This window comes from Caulobacter endophyticus, assembly GCF_029543245.1.
GTDB classification, from domain to species: domain Bacteria; phylum Pseudomonadota; class Alphaproteobacteria; order Caulobacterales; family Caulobacteraceae; genus Caulobacter; species Caulobacter endophyticus_A.
In genome coordinates this window covers 1-16,810 of sequence record NZ_JARQWV010000047.1, presented here as the reverse complement: position 1 = coordinate 16,810, position 16,810 = coordinate 1, and the positions used below count along the sequence as shown (strand labels likewise).

The following is a 16,810-nucleotide window of genomic DNA, read 5'->3' as shown; positions in this document are numbered from 1 at the left end:
GCGGCCCCCGCGCCTCGCCCCCCCCCCCCCCCCGCCGGGGCGGGGGGCCGCGCCGCCCCCCCCGCCCCCCCCCCCCCCCGAGACTGGGCGCCGTGCCGGCCGTCGCCCCCTCCGTCACGGCGCTGATAGCGCCGCGCCACCTCCCCCGCTTTGCGGGGGAGAGCAGGGAAGGATCACCCCTCCATCGCTTCCAGTTCCTTGCCACGGGTCTCGTGGATCAGCTTCTGGACGAGGAAGAACGAGACCACGGCGCTGACGGCGTAGAAGCCGTAGGTCGCCGCGAGGCTCATCTTGGCCATGGCCGGGAAGCTGAACGAGATGGCGAAGTTGGCGATCCACTGGGCGAAGCCGGCGACGGCCAGGGCCGAACCGCGCATCTGGTTGGGGAACATCTCGCCCAGCATCACCCACATGACCGGACCCCAGGAGAGGTTGAAGAAGATCACGTAGAGGTTGGCGGCCACGAGGGCGATCGGGCCGACGCTGCCGTCCAGGTGCAGGGCGCCGTTGACGGTGGTGGCGGTCGAGAAGCACCAGGTCAGGACGCCCAGGGTCACGGCCATGCCGGCCGAGCCGATCAGCAGCAGCGGCTTGCGGCCGATGCGGTCGATCAGGGCGATGGCGGCCAGGCAGGCCAGGATCGACAGCGCGCCCGACAGGATGTTGATCTTCAGGCTGTCGTCCTCGGTGAAGCCCACCGACTGCCACAGCACCGAGCCGTAGTAGAAGACGATGTTGATGCCGACGAACTGCTGGAAGATGGCCAGGACCAGGCCGGCCCACAGGATCGGACGGATCTTCCGGGTCACCGGGTCGAGCAGGTCGGAGAACTTCGGCTTGTGGTCGGCGCTCAGCGAGGCGCGGATCTCGGCGACCTTGGCCGCGCCCGTGCCCGGGCCGAACAGGCGCGAGAGGATGGCTTCGGCCTTGGCGTCCTGGCCCTTGGCGACCAGGTAGCGCGGGCTTTCCGGGATGGTCAGCAGGGCGAAGAAGAACACGCCGGCCGGGATCACCTGCATCCAGAACATCCAGCGCCAGGCGGGCAGGCCCAGCCAGAAGTCGGCGGTCGAGCTGCCGGCGGTGTGGGCCAGCACGTAGTTGGCCACGAACGCGCCGGTGAGGCCGGTGATGATCATGATCTGCTGCACCGACGACAGGCGGCCGCGGATGTTCGCCGGGGTCACTTCCGAGATGTAGACCGGGCAGAGCACGCTGGCGGCGCCGACGCCCAGGCCGCCGATGAGGCGGAAGATCACGAAGATGGTCGAGGTGTGGGCCGCGCCCGTGCCCAGGGCGCTGATCACGAACAGCAGGGCCGAGATGATCATCACGGTGCGACGGCCCCAGACGTCGGCCAGGCGGCCGGCGGCGAAAGCGCCAATCGCGCAGCCGATCAGGATGGCGGCGACGTTCAGGCCGGTGCCGAACTCGGTCAGCTTGAAGGCGCTGTTGAGGCCTTCCTGCGTGCCGTTGATGACGCCGCTGTCGTAGCCGAACATGAAGCCGCCGATGGTGGCCACGGCCACGATGGCGGCGACGAAGGCCATGTTCACCTTCGCGCCGTCGGCGCTCATGCCGGCGCTCGGCCCGGCGCTGGAAACTGATGCCACTGGAGTCCTCCCCGATGGCCCCCTTGGAGGGCCTGATTTGATCCCTAACGCGCCCCGAAAGGGACCCTGTTGCCGGCGACCTTAGTGTTACCGGTATCAGCACGCAAGCGGCCGTTTTTGCGGGATTCCCGCCGCGACCGCCGTCGCTTCGTCGGGCCGATAGTGTCAGTTCCGGCGGCGCTCGCAAGGGGCGATGGCAACGTTGTCATTTCGCCCGCCCTCCGATGGAGGGGGCTGGTCGGGGAGGGCGTTGCGCCGGCGCCACGCTGGGCGGCGCCACTGCAACATTGCCGAAAAGAAATTTGCCCCGGAAAGCCGGCCGCGCTTTACCGCTGGAGGTCGAGACCAGCGCGGACCGTCCGCTCGCGGCGCCTCGACGAGCCTGCCTCGGGGGACGCGCCTTGCGCCTGAAGACCATCCTTTTCTCCGCCGCCGCCGTCATCGCGACGCCTTGCCTGGCCCTGGCCCAAGGGGGCGTTCAGACGGCCGCCCCGGCCCCTGCCCAGGGCGGTCCGGCCGCAGCGCCGAAAGCCGCGCCTGCCGCCGTGGAAGGGGTCACCGTCACCGGCGACGGCGCCGCCATGCGCAGCTCGATCGACCGCCGCAGCTACAGCGTCTCCAATGATCTGTCGGCCCGCACCGGCTCGATCGCCGACGCCCTGCGCAACATCCCCTCGGTCGAGGTCGACGTGCAGGGTAACGTCAGCCTGCGCGGCGACAGCAACGTCACCATCCTGATCGACGGCAAGCCCTCGGGCATGTTCAACGGCGACGGTCGCGGCGACGCCCTGCAGGCCATGCCGGCCGACCAGATCGACCGCGTCGAGGTGATGACCAACCCGTCGGCCGCCTTCCGTCCGGACGGCACGGCCGGGATCATCAACCTGGTCACCAAGCAGACCCGCAAGCCGGGCGCCACCGGCACGCTGCGCGCCAATGTCAGCACCGACGGGCGCTACAACGGCGGCGTCAGCGGCAACTACGTCAACGGCAAGCTGACCCTGTCGGGCGACGCCGGCTTCCGGCACGAAGAGCAGAAGGCCTGGCAGACCATCGACCGCACCACGGCGGCGGGGACCAGCAGCCAGGACGGCGTCTTCGAGAACGACGGCGACATGGTCAACCTGCGCGGCGGGATCGACTACGACCTGACCCCCAAGGACCGCTTGAGCGGCGAGGTCCGCTATCGCCGCATGAAGTTCGACACCACCGGCGACGAGACCTACGAGACCACCGGCGCCTTCCCCGACTACACGCGCGCCACCGACGCGGCGATGAAGCGCGACAACAAGGCCGTCAGCGGCGACTGGCGTCACCAGTTCAAGGGCTCCGAGCACCAGCTGACGGCGCACCTGGAGTACGAGCAGACCGACTTCTCGCGCAATTCCACGGCCTTCACCGACTACAGCGCGGGCGCCGACGCCTACGAACTGTTCGGCTTCGGGGCCGACCAGGAGCGCACGAACTTCAAGACCGACTACGCCCGTCCCAATGTCGGCGGCGGCACGCTGAAGACCGGTCTCGACTTCGAGTGGGTCAAGAACGATTACGACAATCACGGCTCCACCGGCACGTCGTGGGGCGACCAGACGGTCGACCCGGCCCGCACCAACCGCTTCCTGTTCGACCAGGACGTCTATGCCGGCTACGTGACCTACGAGAAGGCGTTCGGCGACTTCACCGCCCAGGGCGGCCTGCGCGCCGAGCAGGTGCAGATCAACGGTAACCAGGTCACCGGCGGCCAGACCTTCGAGAACGACTACTTCAAGGTCTATCCCAGCCTGCACCTGGGCTACACGGTCAACGAGAACAACACCTTCAAGGGCAGCTACAGCCGCCGCGTCCAGCGCCCGCAGGTGCAGGACCTGAACCCCTATCGCATCTATCAGGACCCGCAGAACTACCGTGCGGGCAACCCCTATCTGAAGCCGCAGGTCACCGACTCGTTCGAGCTGGGCTGGCAGTACCGCAAGGGCCCGGCCTACTACCTGGCCACGGCCTATTATCGCAGCAGCGAGGGCGTGGTCACCGACGTGGTGCGCGACCTGGGCGACGGCGTGCTGCTGACCACGCGCGAGAACCTCAACAAGAGCCGCAACGGCGGCCTGGAGCTGGTGGCCAACGGCCGCCTGACGCCCAAGATCACCTACAATGTCAGCGCCAACGCCTTCTGGAACGAGATCGACGCGGGCAACCTCGGCTTCTCGGGCACGCGCTCGGCCACGACGCTGTCGGGTCGCGCCAACCTGAACTGGCAGGCGACCCCGAAGGACTTCTTCCAGATCAACGCCTTTACCTCGGGCAAGCGCCTGACCCCGCAGGGCCACCGCGAGCCGTTCCAGATGGTCAATCTGGGCTACCGCCGGAAGGTCAACGACAAGCTGTCGTTCGTCGTGACCGTGCAGGACGCCCTCGACAGCTTCGAGGACAAGGCCGTCACCGACACCGCCACCCTGAAGGACGTCACTCTGCGCACGGCCAATGTGCGGGCGGTGTTCTTCGGCTTCACCTGGAACTTCGGCGGCGGCAAGCCGCGGCCAGAGCAGTTCGACTTCGGTTCGGGCGCGGTCGGGGGGTGATTGCGATCCTCCCCCTGAAGGGGGAGGTGGCCCGAAGGGCCGGAGGGGGAAGCGGCTTCTGAGCCGCAGCAACAACTTCCCCCTCAGTCGCGGAGTTTATCCTCGGGCCGGCCTTCGGCCGGACCCGGGGGCCGACAGCTCCCCCTTCAGGGGGAGCATCTAGCTCTACAGCCAGCCCACCTTCTTGAAGCGTCGATAGAGCAGGGCGCAGACCGCAGCGATGACGCCCAGGACCAGCGGATAGCCGAAGGTCCATTTCAATTCCGGCATGTGCTCGAAGTTCATGCCGTAGACGCCGGCGACGGCGGTGGGCACGGCCAGCATGGCGGCCCAGGCGGCCAGCTGGCGGGTGATGACGCCCTGGCGCTGCTGCTCCAGCAGCGAGCTGACCTCGAACACCGAATTGAGCACCTCGCCCAGGCCCGCGATCAAGAGGTCCACGCGCGCGACGTGGTCGCGGATGTCGCGGAAGTAGGGCTTCACCTCTGGGTCGATGCACGGCGTCTCGTGGTGCTCGAGATAGCCGGCGACCTGGGCCATGGGCCCCAGCAGCCGCAGGAACTTGGTCAGCTCGCGGCGCAGGGTGAACAGGCGGGTGATCTCGGCCCGGCTGAGGAAGGCGTCCAGCGCCCGCCGCTCCATCTCGGCCAGCTCGTCCTCGATGGCGTCGACCACCGGCAGATAGCCGTCGACGATGAAGTCGAGCACGGCGTGCAGCACATAGTCGCCGCCGTGGGCCAGCAGGGCAGGCAGGGCCTCCAGGTGCGCCCGCAGCTCCAGGTGGGCGCGGGCCGAGCCGTGGCGCACGCTGATCAGGAAGTGGGGGCCCACGAAGATGTCGGTCTCGCCGAAGACGATGCGGCTCTCGACCATCTGGGCGGTCTTGGCGACCACGAACAGCTGGTTGCCGTAGATGTCGACCTTGGGCATCTGGCGCGCATGCAGGGCGTCCTCGACGGCCAGCGGGTGCAGGTCGAAGCGCTCCTGCAGGATGCGCAGTTCGTCCTCGCGGGGATCCACGAGGCCGATCCACACAAACTCGCCGGCACGCGGCGCCAGGCTGTCGGGGTCATCGAGCCGGATCTCCCGAACCCGTTTTCCATCGACATAGGCGTAGGCGGCGACGACGCTCATGAAGGCTCCTGCGTTGCAGGTCCGCAGATGGCGTGAACGGCGCGCGGGGGCAAGGGCCAGATCCTCCCCCTGAAGGGGGAGGTGGCCCGGAGGGCCGGAGGGGGGAGGTATCCTGTGAGGCAACGGCAGTTATCTCCGCCTCAGTCACTTCCCCCTCAGTCGCTTCGCGACAGCTCCCCCTTCAGGGGGAGCATCTTCAGGCCGGCGTCAGTGTGACCAGCACCAGATCGTTCTGGCGCAGGGCGAAGTCGAGGCTCGCCACACCGTCCTTGCCGACGGTGATGGTGCGATCGATCTCCGGCTTGTCGGCGGTCAGGGTTTGCAGTTTGCCGATCTGGTCCGGCGTCAGGCTCTTGGGCATGCCCAGCTCGATATAGGCCGTGTAGGCGTCGTTGGCGCGGAAGCCAGTGCGCTGGGCTTTCAGGCGGTAGCGGCCGGGCTTCAGCCCCGCGACGCTCAGCGCCGCGCCGGGCGCCTCGGCGGCGGGCTGGACCTTGGTGAAGTAGGAGCGGTTGCTGGTCGGCTGCACCGGTTGGCTGAAATCCCAGACCAGGGCGGCGACCTTGCCGCCGTCCACTGAGGCGAGAACACTATTGTCCGTAGACGGAATTTCATCGCCGCGCAGGGCCGCCAGGTACTTGTAGGCGAACCACGAGGGTTTGCGGATCCCCTCCGGGTTCATCAGGCCAAAGCCGCCCTGGAACGGCGCGGTCGGCGGGCCGGGCTCTTCGAAGAGGTCGCTGTAGGTCCAGTAGCTCATGCCCTGGACGATGCCTTTGACGCCCTTCAGCTTGGCCAGGATGTAGGCGGCGCTGTGATAGCTGTCGTGCACCGGGTCGCGCGGCGTGTAGCTGGTGCTCCATTCGGTGAAATAGAGCGGCAGGCCGGGGAAGGCCGAGGCCTCGATCTCGGCGCGCACCTTGCGCACGTCGCCGATGATGGCGTCGGGATTGGCCGACAGCTTGGTGTCGTCCTTGCCGTTCTCGTCGAGGAAGCCGCCCTCGACGCCGTAGGTGTGGGTGGTGACGAAGTCGACCGCCGCGCCCTTGGCCTTGCAGTAGGCCAGGAACTCCGGAACCCAGGCCGCGCCGGCCGTCGACGGGCCGCCGACCCGCAAGGTCGGGTCGATCGCCTTGATGGTCTTGGACGTGAGGGCGTAGAGGTCGAAATAGACTTGTCGGTCGGCCTTCTCCCAGAAGCCATCGAGATTGGGCTCGTTCCAGACCTCGAAGAACCAGGTGCGGACCTCGGCCTCGCCGTAGCGCTTGCGCAGGTGCGTCACGAAGGCGTCGATCAGGTGCGCCCACGGCTCGAACTGTGGGTGCGAGGTGTTGCCCTTCCACCAGAAGATCGTCAGGTCCGAGGTCTTCATCGCCTCGGGCGTGAAGCCCAGCTCGATGAACGGCTTCAGCCCCATGGCCAGCAGGCGGTCGTAGAGCTGGTCGATCTTGGTCCAGTCGTAGACGATCTTGCCGTCGGCCCCTTTCTTCACCGTGCCCAGCACGTCGTGGAAGATGGCGTGGAAGCGGATGTAGCGGAACTTCAGCTCGTCCGACGCCGTCTTCATCTGCGCCAGGCTGTCTTCGCGCAGCAGCGTGCCGGGATAGTCCGAGCCGATCGACAGGTCGAAGAAGCGGTCGACGGGCTGGGTGGCCTTGGCGACGTCCAGGGCGATGACGCGCTTCTGTCCGGCCGCGAAGGCGGGCAGGGAAGGCAGCGCTGTCAGGCTGGCGATCGTGGCCATCAGGCGGCGGCGCGAGAACATGGGGAGCTTCCTTCCTCTTGGCGCCTCCTCAATTCGTCATCCCGGAAAGCCCGAAGGGCTTATCCGGGACCCAGGGGGCGGCGCACTGCGGCTCCCCTGGGTCCCGGCTCTCCGCTTCGCTGCGGCCGGGATGACGAGTTTGAGGGTGCTTTTTGGCTAGTGATTGTGCCGCGGCAGCTTGGACGCCAGGTCCTGGTACTTCACCGCGAACTCCAGCACCCCGCCGGTGTCGAGCTGGCTGGCGTGGGCGCGGTAGATTTCCTGCCAGGGGGTCATGGTCGCCGGCACGGCCGGGATACCCTCCTTGCGGCGCTCGGCGATCACGGCCTCGTCCACCAGGGCGTCGCAGCGACCGGTGTTGATGTCGATGCGGATGACATCACCGGTGCGCAGCCACGACAGGCCCCCGCCCACCGCGCTCTCGGGCGAGGCGTTGAGGATCGAGGGGCTGTCGGCGGTGCCCGACTGGCGCCCGTCGCCCAGGGTGGGCAGGCTCATGATCCCCTTCTTCAGGAGGTGATCCGGCGGCTGCATGTTCACGACCTCGGCCGAGCCGGGCCAGCCGATCGGCCCCGCGCCGCGGATCACCAGGATGCAGCTCTCGTCGATGTTCAGGGCCGGGTCGTTGATGCGGGCGTGATAGTCGTCCGAACCGTCGAAGACGATGGCCCGGGCTTCGAACACGCCTTCCTGGCCCGGCTTGGACAGGTAGCGCTCGCGGAAGTCGGCGCCGATGACGCTGGCCTTCATGATCGCGAAGTCGAACAGGTTGCCGCGCAAAACGAGGAAACCCGCCTTTTCGGCCAGGGGCTCTGCATAGGGGAAGATCACCTCGCGGTCGCTGGTTTCGCGCCCTTGCAGGTTCTCGCCCATGGTCTTGCCGGTGACGGTCAGCACGTCGCCGTGCAGGCGGCCCTGCTGCAGCAGTTCCCACAGCACCGCCGGCGCGCCGCCGGCCCGGTGGAAGCGCTCGCCCAGATACTTGCCGGCCGGCTGCATGTTGACGATCAGCGGAATGTCGTAGGCCGCCCGCCAGTCGTCGGCGGTGATCTCCAGGCCCGCATGGCGCGCCATGGCGGCGATGTGCGGCTGGGCGTTGGTCGAGCCGCCGGCCGCCGCCACCAGGGCGATGGCGTTCTCGAAGGCCTTCTTGGTCAGGATGTCGAGCGGTTTGACGTCCTCATAGGCCAGGTCGACGATCCGCTGGCCGGTGCGATAGGCCATCTGGCCGCGCTCGCGGTAGGGGGCGGGGATCGCCGCGCAGCCGGTCAGCGACAGGCCCAGCGCCTCGGCCACGGCGTTCATGGTCGAGGCCGTGCCCATGGTGTTGCAGTGGCCGGCCGAGGGGGCGGAAGAGGCCGCACGCTCGATGAACTCGTTCTCGTCGATCTCGCCGGCCGCCAGCTTGCGGCGCGAGCGCCAGATCACCGTGCCCGAACCGACCAGCTCGCCCTCGTGCCAGCCGTCGAGCATGGGTCCGCCCGACAGCACGATGGCCGGGATGTTGACCGTGGTGGCGGCCATGATGCCGGCCGGGGTAGTCTTGTCGCAGCCGGTGGTCAGGACGACGGCGTCGATCGGATAGCCGTGCAGGGTCTCGACCAGGCCCAGATACGACAGGTTCCGGTCCAGCGCCGCCGTCGGGCGACGGCAGTTCTCGAAGATCGGGTGGACCGGGAATTCCATCGGAATGCCGCCCGCGTCGCGGACGCCATCGCGCACTCGTTGCACTAGATCGAGGTGGATGCGGTTGCAGGGCGAAATGTCGCTGCCGGTCTGGGCGATGCCGATGATCGGCTTGCCGCTGCGCAGCTCTTCCGGGGTGATCCCATAGTTCATGAAGCGCTCCAGATAGAGCGCGGTCATGTCGATGTGGTCGGGGTTGTCGAACCAGTCGCGCGAGCGGAAGCGGCGCGGCGTACGGCTCGAAACGTTATTGGCGGAGGTCAAGGCGCACCTCGTATTGGGGCTGCCCGGCGACGTCGACGGGCAGGGCGAACAGGCCCCCGCACAGCGGGGCGGCGGCGAGCTGCTCGTCGCTCAGGCCTTTGCGGGCGGTGGTGAAGTAGAGGGTCTTCAGGTCCGGTCCGCCAAAACACGGCTTGGTGACGTTGATGGCCGGCAGCTCGACGCGCTGGACGATCTCGCCCGCTGGCGACAGGCGGATGGCGCCGCGACCGCCCCACAGGGCCGTCCAGACGAAGCCCTCGGCGTCGACCACCGAGCCGTCGGGCCAGGCGTCCTCGATCGTCAGGCGGAAGAATTCGCGCTTGTTCGACAGGGCGCCGTCGGCCCCGATGTCGAAGGCCCAGATCACCTTTCCGAGGGTGTCGGTGTGGTAGAAGGTCGCCCCGTCAGGCGAGACGGCCGGGCCGTTGGTGATGCAGATGCCGGCGTCGTGCCTGGTCAGCGAGCCGTCGGCTTCCAGCCGGTAGAGCGCGCCGCTGTCGGCTTCCTCCGCGTCGTGCATGGTGCCGAACCACAGGCGGCCCTGAGCGTCGACCGTGGAGTCGTTGGGACGGTTGTCGAGGCTGGCGTCCTCGATCACCGAGATGAAGGTGAAACCCAGTTCCGGCGTGAAGTGGTGCAGGCCGCTCTTGAGCCCCGCGACGAAGCCGCCGCCGACGCGCGGCGCGACGAAGGTCACCTGGTCGGGCGCGTCCCAGCTGGCGGTCTCGCCGGTGGCCGGGGTGTAGCGGTGGACCCTGTGGCCCTTGATGTCGACGAACCAGACGGCGTCGCCATGCCAGATCGGCCCTTCGCCGAGCGTGGCCTTCAGGTCCCAGACGCAGGTGGGGGCAGCGGACATTTTGGTCTTCCCGTGGGCCCGCCCTCGTCCTTCGACAGGCTCAGGAAGAGGGCTATTGCAGTCGTCGCAGTAGAAACCCTCATCCTGAGCTTGTCGAAGGACGAGGGTTTCGGTTCCGCTTCCGGCCTATCGCCAGCCGGCGTCGATCCAGTATTCGTGGCCGGTGCACAGGCTGCCGTCGTCCGAGGCCAGGAACAGCACCAGCGAGGCCACGTTGGCCGGCAGAATGCGGCCCTTCACGGCCTGGGCCTTGACGATCTCGGCCTCGCCTTCGGGCGTGTACCACTTCTCCTGGCGCTTGGTCTTGACGTTGCCCGGCACCACGCAGGTGACGCGGATGTCGTCGGGGCCAAGCTCGCGGGCCAGGGCGCGGGTCATGCCCTCGATGCCGGCCTTGGCGGTTTCGTAGAGGACGAGGTCCTCAAGGCCCAGGTGCCAGCTGATCGAGCCGAAGTTGATGATCGCGCCGCCGCCGCGCGCCTTCATGCCCGGAGCCGCGGCCTGGGCGCAGAACAGCATGTGACGCAGGTTCACGTTCATGCGGTTGTCCCAGTAGGCCGGGGTCACGTCGGCCAGGCTGTGGCGGTCGTCGTTGCCGGCGTTGTTGACCAGCACGTCGATGGGACCCGTCTCGGCGAAGAAGGCCTTCACGGCTTCCAGGTCGGTCAGGTCGACGGCCTTGAACACCGGCTTGATCGGGGCGTCGGCCAGGTCGGCGACCAGGGCTTGCGAGTCCTCGGCGGCGATGTCGACGAAGAACACTTCGGCGCCTTGGCGGGCGAAGGCGGTGGTGATGCCCGCGCCGATGCCGGAGCCGCCGCCGGTGATGACGACGCGCTTGCCCTGAAGGCTGGGATAGATGGCAGAGGACATGCGCTTACGCCTGGAAAGAGGAAACGAGGATCACAGCAGGCCGCGGCCGGCCAGGTTGCGGATCAGGGCCGAGATGCCGAAGGTCCAGGGCTTGGCCTGGTCGCAGGTGGTCACCTCGTTCTCGAGCACGCCCAGCTTGGGGGTCGAGACGCGGACGCGGTCGCCCACCTTGTGGGTGAAGCCCTGGCCGGGCGCGTCGCGGTCCTGGATCGGGGCGAACATGGTGCCCAGGAACAGTACGAAGCCGTCCGGATACTGGTGCTGCTTGCCGTAGGCCTGGCCGGCCAGCACGGCCGGATCACGGCTGATCAGGCTCATGTTCGACTTGCCGTCGAGCACGAAGTCGTCGCGGCCGGTGATCTTCAGCTCGACCTCGGCGCTACGCACGTCGTCGAGGCTGAACGAGGCGTCGAACAGGCGGAAGAACGGACCGATCGAGCAGGAGGCGTTGTTGTCCTTGGCCTTGCTGAGCAGGAGGGCCGAGCGGCCCTCGAAGTCGCGCAGGTTGACGTCGTTGCCCAACGACGCGCCGCGGATCTCGCCCGAGCCGTCGACCAGCAGCACGACTTCCGGCTCGGGGTTGTTCCAGTGGCTGTCCTTGCGGACGCCGACCTGGTCGCCCCAGCCCATCGACGACAGCGTCGGGCCCTTGGTGAAGATCTCGGCGTCGGGGCCGATGGCGACCTCGAGGTACTGCGACCACAGGCCGTCCTTGATCAGGGTCTGCTTCAGGCGCTCGGCGCCTTCCGAACCCGGGTTCACGCTGCGCAGGTCGCCGCCCATGCTTTCGGACAGTTGCTCGCGGATCTTCAAGGCGGCCGCGGCGTCGCCGCGGGCGCGCTCCTCGATCACCCGTTCCAGGGTCGAGACGGCGAAGGTGACGCCGGCGGCCTTCAGGCATTGCAGGTCGACGGGGGCCAAGAGCTTGGCCGGCGCATTGCCCTGCGGATCATCCCAGACGGGGCGCAGGTCGAGCTTTTCGAGAGGGCCCTTGTCCTCTCCGCGCGGGATCGCGTCGCCCGGGGCGTAGGCGTTCATCAGGTCGGCGACGGTGGGGGCGATCTTGCTGACGTCCTCCACGTGGCCGCCGCGGATCAGGACGGGGGTCGGGCCCTGGCCGAAATCGATGCGGCCCAGAAGGGTCGCTTCCCGCCAGTCCTCGGGAAGGTATTTCGTCACGCCCACCGCGTTTTCTCCCTCTGGCCGGGGCAGGGTCAGGCGCCCCGCCGCCACGCTTTCGTAACTCGTAGTCTTGTTAGCGCTAACATGTGGAGGGGCGCAAGGGAGTTGTCTGACAACTGTTCTGAGGTTGTCGACAGAAGGGCTGGGCGCTTGGGCTTTCTCCTCCCCCGTGAAGCGGGGGAGGGGGACCGCGAAGCGGTGGAGGGGGCGAGACTGGGCGCTTTGCCGGCCGCCGCCCCCTCCGTCACGCTGCGTATCCGCACCGCGCCACCTCCCCCGCCGTGCGGGGGAGGAGCTGGTTATTGCGGCGCCGGCCCCGTCGAATCCCGCACGATCAGGGTGTGGGGATGCATCAGCTGGCGCGGCTCGCCGGTTCCATCGCGGTGGCGGCGGATCTCTTCCAGAACCAGGTCGACGGCGGCGCGGGCCATGGCGGCGATGGGTTGGTGGACGGTGGTCAGGGCCGGCCAGATGTTGGCGGCGATCGAGGTGTCGTCGAAGCCGACGATCGAGACGTCGCCCGGCACGTCCAGGCCCAGGCGGTGGGCCAGGCCCGCGGTGGCGGCGGCCATGTCGTCGTTGGCGGCGAAGACGGCGGTGGGCCGGTCCTTGGCGTTCAGCAGCCGCTCGGCGGCCTCCAGGCCCGAGCGATAGGTGAAGTAGCCCTGCTCGACGCGGACGTCTTCCTGCGGGATTCCGGCGGCCTTCAGGGCGGTCATGAAGCCGTCCATCCGCTGCTGGCTGACCGTCTGGTTGGGGTGGCCCTTGATGAAGCCGAAGCGCTTGTGGCCGAGGGCCAGCAGGTGCTGGGTCAGCTCGAAGGCGGCCGCCTCGTTGTCGATGCGGATGGTGGCCATGTCGCTGCTGGCCATGCCCGGCGCGACGGCCACGGCGGCGGCGCCGGCGGCCTTCACCTCGGCCAGAACGGTCTGGGATTCGCACAGCGGCGGCGGCAGGATCAGGCCATCGACGCCGGTCTTCAGCAGGCGCGCCAGGGTGGCGCCGGCGAGCTCCGGCTCGGCGCACTTCTCGATGACGATCTGCGAGCCAGTGCGGCTGCTCTCGTCCAGCGCCCCGACCAGGAACTCCGACAGGTAGCCGGTCGAGGGGTTGTCGTAGAGCAGGCCGATGCGGAACGGGGCGCTGCCCGCCAGGCTGCGGGCGGCGGGGTTGGGGGCGTAGTTCAGCTCGGCGATGGCCTGCTCGACCAGCGCCCGCGTCTCTTCCTTGACCGTGGCCTCGCGGTTGATGACCCGCGAGACGGTCATCGGCGACACGCCGGCGCGGGCCGCGACGTCGCGGATCGTCGCGCTCTGGCTGCTGCGCCGCCGGGTGCGCTCGGTGCGTTCGTTCATACTGAGAAGTCCGTCCCTTTTGGGCGAGTCTAGACCGTTTCTCGCGCCAGGGGGAAGCGGGGCCTTGGTCGAGCCTCCCCGCAAGGCGTAGGGAAGGGGGCATGAACACGCGTGAAGCCCGCCTGGGCGCCATCATTCTCTGCGGCGGCGGCTCGGTCCGGATGGGGCGGGACAAGGCCCTCCTCGACTGGGGCGGCGTGCGGGCCGTGGACCGCGTGGCGGCCCTGGCGCGGGCGGCCGGGGCGGTCGAGGTGCTGACGGCGGGACGCGACTACGGGCTGGACTGGGTTCCCGATCCCGAAGACGGCGGCGGGCCGGTCGGCGGCGTGCTGGCGGGCGTCGCGGCGCTGCGGGCGCGAGGGTGCTTGCGTGCGCTGGTGCTGGCGGTCGATGCGCCGACCCTGACGACGGAGGACCTGGCGCCGCTGCTGGCGGAAGAGGCGGGGGCGACGTTCGACGTCTCGCCGGTGCCGATGGTGCTGCCGTTGGAGGCTCTGCCGGAAGGGGCGCAGGCGGACTGGCCGCTGCGGCGGCTGGTGGAGCGGGCAGGGCTGGCGGTGCTGAAATGTCCGGAGGAGGCGAGGGCGCGGTTGCTGGGGGCCAACACGCCGCAGGAGCGGGCGCGTTTGTTTCCAGATCGATCCGGGTCCTGAACATCATTCCGAGTTTCCCCGCGAAGGCGGGGATCCAAGCCGAGTCGGCGCGCCCTTCACCGGCGAAGCAACACTCGGAACGTCAGCTTGGGTCCCCGCCTTCGCGGGGAAGAACGGAGAAGTTGGAGCCTCAGTACACGTCGCGACGATACCGCCCTTGGTCGGCCAGGTCCTCCAGCGCCTCGACGCCCAGGATCTCGCCCAGAGCCGCGTGCACCTCGCGCGACATGCCTTCCAGGGAGCCGCAGACATAGATCGCCGCGCCCCGCGCCACCCAGGCCCGGACCTCGTCGGCGGCCGCGCTCAGGCGGTGCTGGACGTAGACCTTTTCGGCTTGGTTGCGGGAGAAGGCTAGATCCAGCCGTTCAAGCACGCCCGACGCCTTCCAGGCCTCGATCTCGTCCTGATGGAAGAAGTCGTGGGCCGAGGAGCGCTCGCCGAAGATCAGCCAGTTCTGCTTGCGGGACAGCGCCGCGCGGGCCTTCAGGTGGCTGCGCAGGCCCGCCAGACCCGTGCCCGCGCCGATCAGGATCATCGGGCGGTCGTCCTGCGGGGCGTGGAAGCTGCGGTTGGAGCGCACGCGGCCGGCGATCTCGGAACCGACGGCGGCATGCTCGACCAGCCAGCCCGAGCCCAGGCCCGGCTTGCCGTCGGCGCGGCGCATCAGCCGCACGACCAGTTCCACGCCGCCGTCGGTCGGCAGGGAGGCGATCGAATATTCGCGGTGCGGCAGGGCCGGCAGGGCGTCGACCAGGGCCTGGGGCGTGGTTCCGATCAGCGCCTTGATGGCCGCGTCCTCGTGCGGCAGCCGCCGCCAGGACATCGCCTCGCCCAGGCTGGCGGCCTCGTCGGTCTTGACCGAGGCGTCGGCGCTCAGGGACAGGCGCGCGAGCAGGTCGGCGACCTCGGCCGGGGCGTTGCGCGGACCGATCTCGACAATGTCGCCGGCCTGCCAGGTCACGCCGCCGTCCAGCGGTTCAAGGCGCACGTGGAAGGCGCCTTCGCCGGCCGAGCCGGGGTTGAGCAGGCGGCGGTCGGCCAGGGTCCAGCGGCCATAGGCCGGGCGGCTCCAGTCGGGGGCGTCGGTCGAGCCGGTCAGCACCGACAGTTGCGACTGCCAGTGCCGCAGCGCGGCCGCCTCGCCGTCGTCGACCTCGACCGTGTCGAACAGGCGCGCGCCGCCGTTGCGGGCAAGCCAGGCGTCAAGGCTGCGGCCGAAGGCGCAGTACTGAGCGTAGGTGGAGTCGCCGAGCGCCAGCACAGCGTAGGTCAGGCCGGCGAGATTGGGCTCGGTGGCCATCACGTCGCGGATGAAGCGGCGGGCGTTGTCGGGCGCGTCGCCCTCGCCGGTGGTGCTGACGATGAAGAGGGCGCGGCCCGTCAGGTCGGTGGCCTCGACGGCGGCCAGTTCACGCAGGCGCACCGGCAGGTTGGCCGCCTGCAACGCCTTGGCGGTGGCCATGGCCAGTTCTTCGGCGAAACCGGTCTGGCTGGCGAAGGCCACCAGCACCGGCTCGCCGGCGCCGGAGGCCAGGGCGGCCTCCTCGCGGCGGGCCTTGCGCTTGCGCAGGGCCACCTTCAGGGCGATCCCGGCGCACAGCAGGGCGTAGAGGCCGACGACGATCGCGGCCAGGGCGAGGCGGCGCGCGTCCGGTGGCAGGCTGGAGAGCAGTTCGGTCATTCGTCGAGCATCGCCTGCAGGGCCGGCGACAGGCGCTCGGACAGGCCGTTCGGTCCGCGCGTCACCACCAGGGCCGGCAGGTTCCGGGCCGTGGCGAAGGCGATGGCGGCGTCTGGGCCCAAGACGGTCAGGGCCGTGGCCAGGGCGTCGGCGGTCATGCACTCGGGGTGGATGACGGTGACGCTGACCACGCCGGCGTCGCAAGGCGCGCCCGAGGCGGGGTCCAGCGTATGGGCGTAGCGCTTGCCCGCATGGTCGAAGAAGCGGCGGTAGTCGCCCGAGGTCGCCACCGACAGGCCGTGCAGGGCCAGCAGCGTGCGGGGCGAGGCCTCGTCATTGGCGCCGGCAAGCGGGGGCCGCTCCAGTTCGACCCACCAGGGCTGGCCGTCGGGCTTGGCGCCCGTGCCGCGCAGCTCGCCGCCCACCTCGACGAGGTAGGAGCGCACGCCGGCCCGGTCGAGGGCGCGGGCGGCCTCGTCGACGCCGAAGCCCTTGGCGATGCCGTTCAGATCGATGTGGAGCCCGCCCGGCTGAAAGAGCGCGTCGCCGTCCAGCGTCACGCGGCGCCAGCCCATGGGGGCGCGGGCGGCGTCCAGCGCGTCGGCGCTGGGCGGCTCGCCGGAGAACGGGCGGGGGCCAAAGCCCCAGAGATCGGTGACCGCGCCCAGGGTCGGGTCGAAGGCGCCGTCGCTGTCGGCCGCCACTTCCAGGGCGCGGCGCAGCACGGTCGCGAAGCCGACGGGCAGGACGGTCCAGGTTCCGGGCGCAGAACGGTTGAAGCGGGAGAGCGCCGACATCGGGTCCCAGGCGCTCATCTCGGCGACGACCTTGTCCAGCGCGCGCTGAACCATGGCGGTCATGGCCGCAAGGTCGGTGGTCACGGGCAGCACGGCCTTGACCGACCAGGTGGTGCCCATGGTCGCGCCGTCGAACGCGCGCACGACCCCGCCCACCGGCCGGGCCGGCGGTTCGCTGAGCATGGGAACGAGGACGCGGGTCATGGGGGTCTTTCAAGCTCCTCCCCCGCGAGCGGGGGAGGGGGACCGCGAAGCGGTGGAGGGGGCGGCGGCGCGCACGGCGCTCCGTCCCGGGCCCCCCCCCGCCCCCCGCGCGGCGAGCCGCGCCCCCACCCCCCCGGGGACCGGGGGGGGGGGAGGGGGTGCGAGAAA

Annotated in this window: 12 protein-coding genes and 1 pseudogene; 3 read left to right on the top strand and 10 right to left on the bottom strand. The window is 69.4% G+C overall.

Annotation, left to right across the window (positions count from 1 at the left end):
- Positions 1–173: 173 nt before the first annotated feature.
- On the bottom strand, positions 174–1,610 hold the full coding sequence (locus tag P7A99_RS25050; protein WP_116490388.1) for a sugar porter family MFS transporter: 1,437 nt from the start codon (positions 1,608–1,610) through the stop codon (positions 174–176).
- Positions 1,611–2,011: 401 nt separating this feature from the next.
- Here P7A99_RS25050 and P7A99_RS25045 point away from each other — a divergent pair, with 401 nt between their 5' ends.
- Positions 2,012–4,189, top strand: coding sequence for a TonB-dependent receptor domain-containing protein (locus tag P7A99_RS25045; protein ID WP_277796425.1), 2,178 nt, complete (start codon positions 2,012–2,014; stop codon positions 4,187–4,189).
- Between the two features lie 165 nt (positions 4,190–4,354).
- Here P7A99_RS25045 and P7A99_RS25040 read toward each other — a convergent pair whose 3' ends face one another.
- From P7A99_RS25040 to P7A99_RS25015, 6 genes are all read right to left on the bottom strand, one after another.
- The gene (locus tag P7A99_RS25040) at positions 4,355–5,323 is read right to left on the bottom strand and encodes a magnesium and cobalt transport protein CorA (RefSeq protein WP_277796424.1); all 969 of its coding nucleotides are present in this window, start codon (positions 5,321–5,323) and stop codon (positions 4,355–4,357) included.
- Positions 5,324–5,519: 196 nt separating this feature from the next.
- The gene (locus tag P7A99_RS25035; RefSeq protein WP_277796423.1) at positions 5,520–7,088 is read right to left on the bottom strand and encodes a GH39 family glycosyl hydrolase; all 1,569 of its coding nucleotides are present in this window, start codon (positions 7,086–7,088) and stop codon (positions 5,520–5,522) included.
- 156 nt (positions 7,089–7,244) lie between these two features.
- Complete coding sequence (gene xylD, locus P7A99_RS25030) at positions 7,245–9,038, bottom strand: xylonate dehydratase XylD (protein WP_277796422.1); 1,794 nt, start codon at positions 9,036–9,038, stop codon at positions 7,245–7,247.
- Positions 9,022–9,897, bottom strand: coding sequence for an SMP-30/gluconolactonase/LRE family protein (locus P7A99_RS25025; protein ID WP_277796421.1), 876 nt, complete (start codon positions 9,895–9,897; stop codon positions 9,022–9,024). The genes xylD and P7A99_RS25025 overlap by 17 nt, the downstream gene beginning before the upstream one ends.
- 126 nt (positions 9,898–10,023) lie before the next feature.
- Positions 10,024–10,770, bottom strand: coding sequence for a D-xylose 1-dehydrogenase (gene xylB, locus P7A99_RS25020; RefSeq protein WP_277796420.1), 747 nt, complete (start codon positions 10,768–10,770; stop codon positions 10,024–10,026).
- A gap of 30 nt (positions 10,771–10,800) precedes the next feature.
- Positions 10,801–11,955: a fumarylacetoacetate hydrolase family protein gene (locus tag P7A99_RS25015; protein ID WP_277796419.1), complete on the bottom strand. Its 1,155-nt coding sequence runs from the start codon at positions 11,953–11,955 to the stop codon at positions 10,801–10,803.
- A 147-nt stretch (positions 11,956–12,102) separates the two neighbouring features.
- Between P7A99_RS25015 and P7A99_RS25315 the strand changes: the two are divergent.
- Positions 12,103–12,247 (top strand): annotated as a pseudogene (locus P7A99_RS25315) (hypothetical protein); the annotation flags it as partial.
- Positions 12,248–12,251: 4 nt separating this feature from the next.
- Here the strand turns inward: P7A99_RS25315 and P7A99_RS25010 are convergent.
- Positions 12,252–13,307 carry a LacI family DNA-binding transcriptional regulator gene (locus P7A99_RS25010; protein ID WP_277796418.1) on the bottom strand — a complete coding sequence of 352 codons (1,056 nt, stop codon included), beginning with the start codon at positions 13,305–13,307 and terminating at the stop codon, positions 12,252–12,254.
- Between the two features lie 101 nt (positions 13,308–13,408).
- Between P7A99_RS25010 and mobA the strand changes: the two genes are divergently transcribed.
- Entirely contained in the window at positions 13,409–13,960 is a 552-nt protein-coding gene (mobA, locus tag P7A99_RS25005) for a molybdenum cofactor guanylyltransferase (protein ID WP_277796417.1), read from the top strand.
- Positions 13,961–14,090: 130 nt separating this feature from the next.
- On the opposite strand, the gene P7A99_RS25000 is transcribed toward mobA, so the two are convergent.
- Positions 14,091–15,641, bottom strand: a complete 1,551-nt coding sequence (locus tag P7A99_RS25000; protein WP_277796416.1) for a sulfite reductase flavoprotein subunit alpha — start codon at positions 15,639–15,641, stop codon at positions 14,091–14,093.
- Entirely contained in the window at positions 15,638–16,642 is a 1,005-nt protein-coding gene (locus tag P7A99_RS24995) for an FAD:protein FMN transferase (protein WP_277796415.1), read from the bottom strand. The genes P7A99_RS25000 and P7A99_RS24995 overlap by 4 nt, the downstream gene beginning before the upstream one ends.
- Positions 16,643–16,810: the final 168 nt, after the last annotated feature.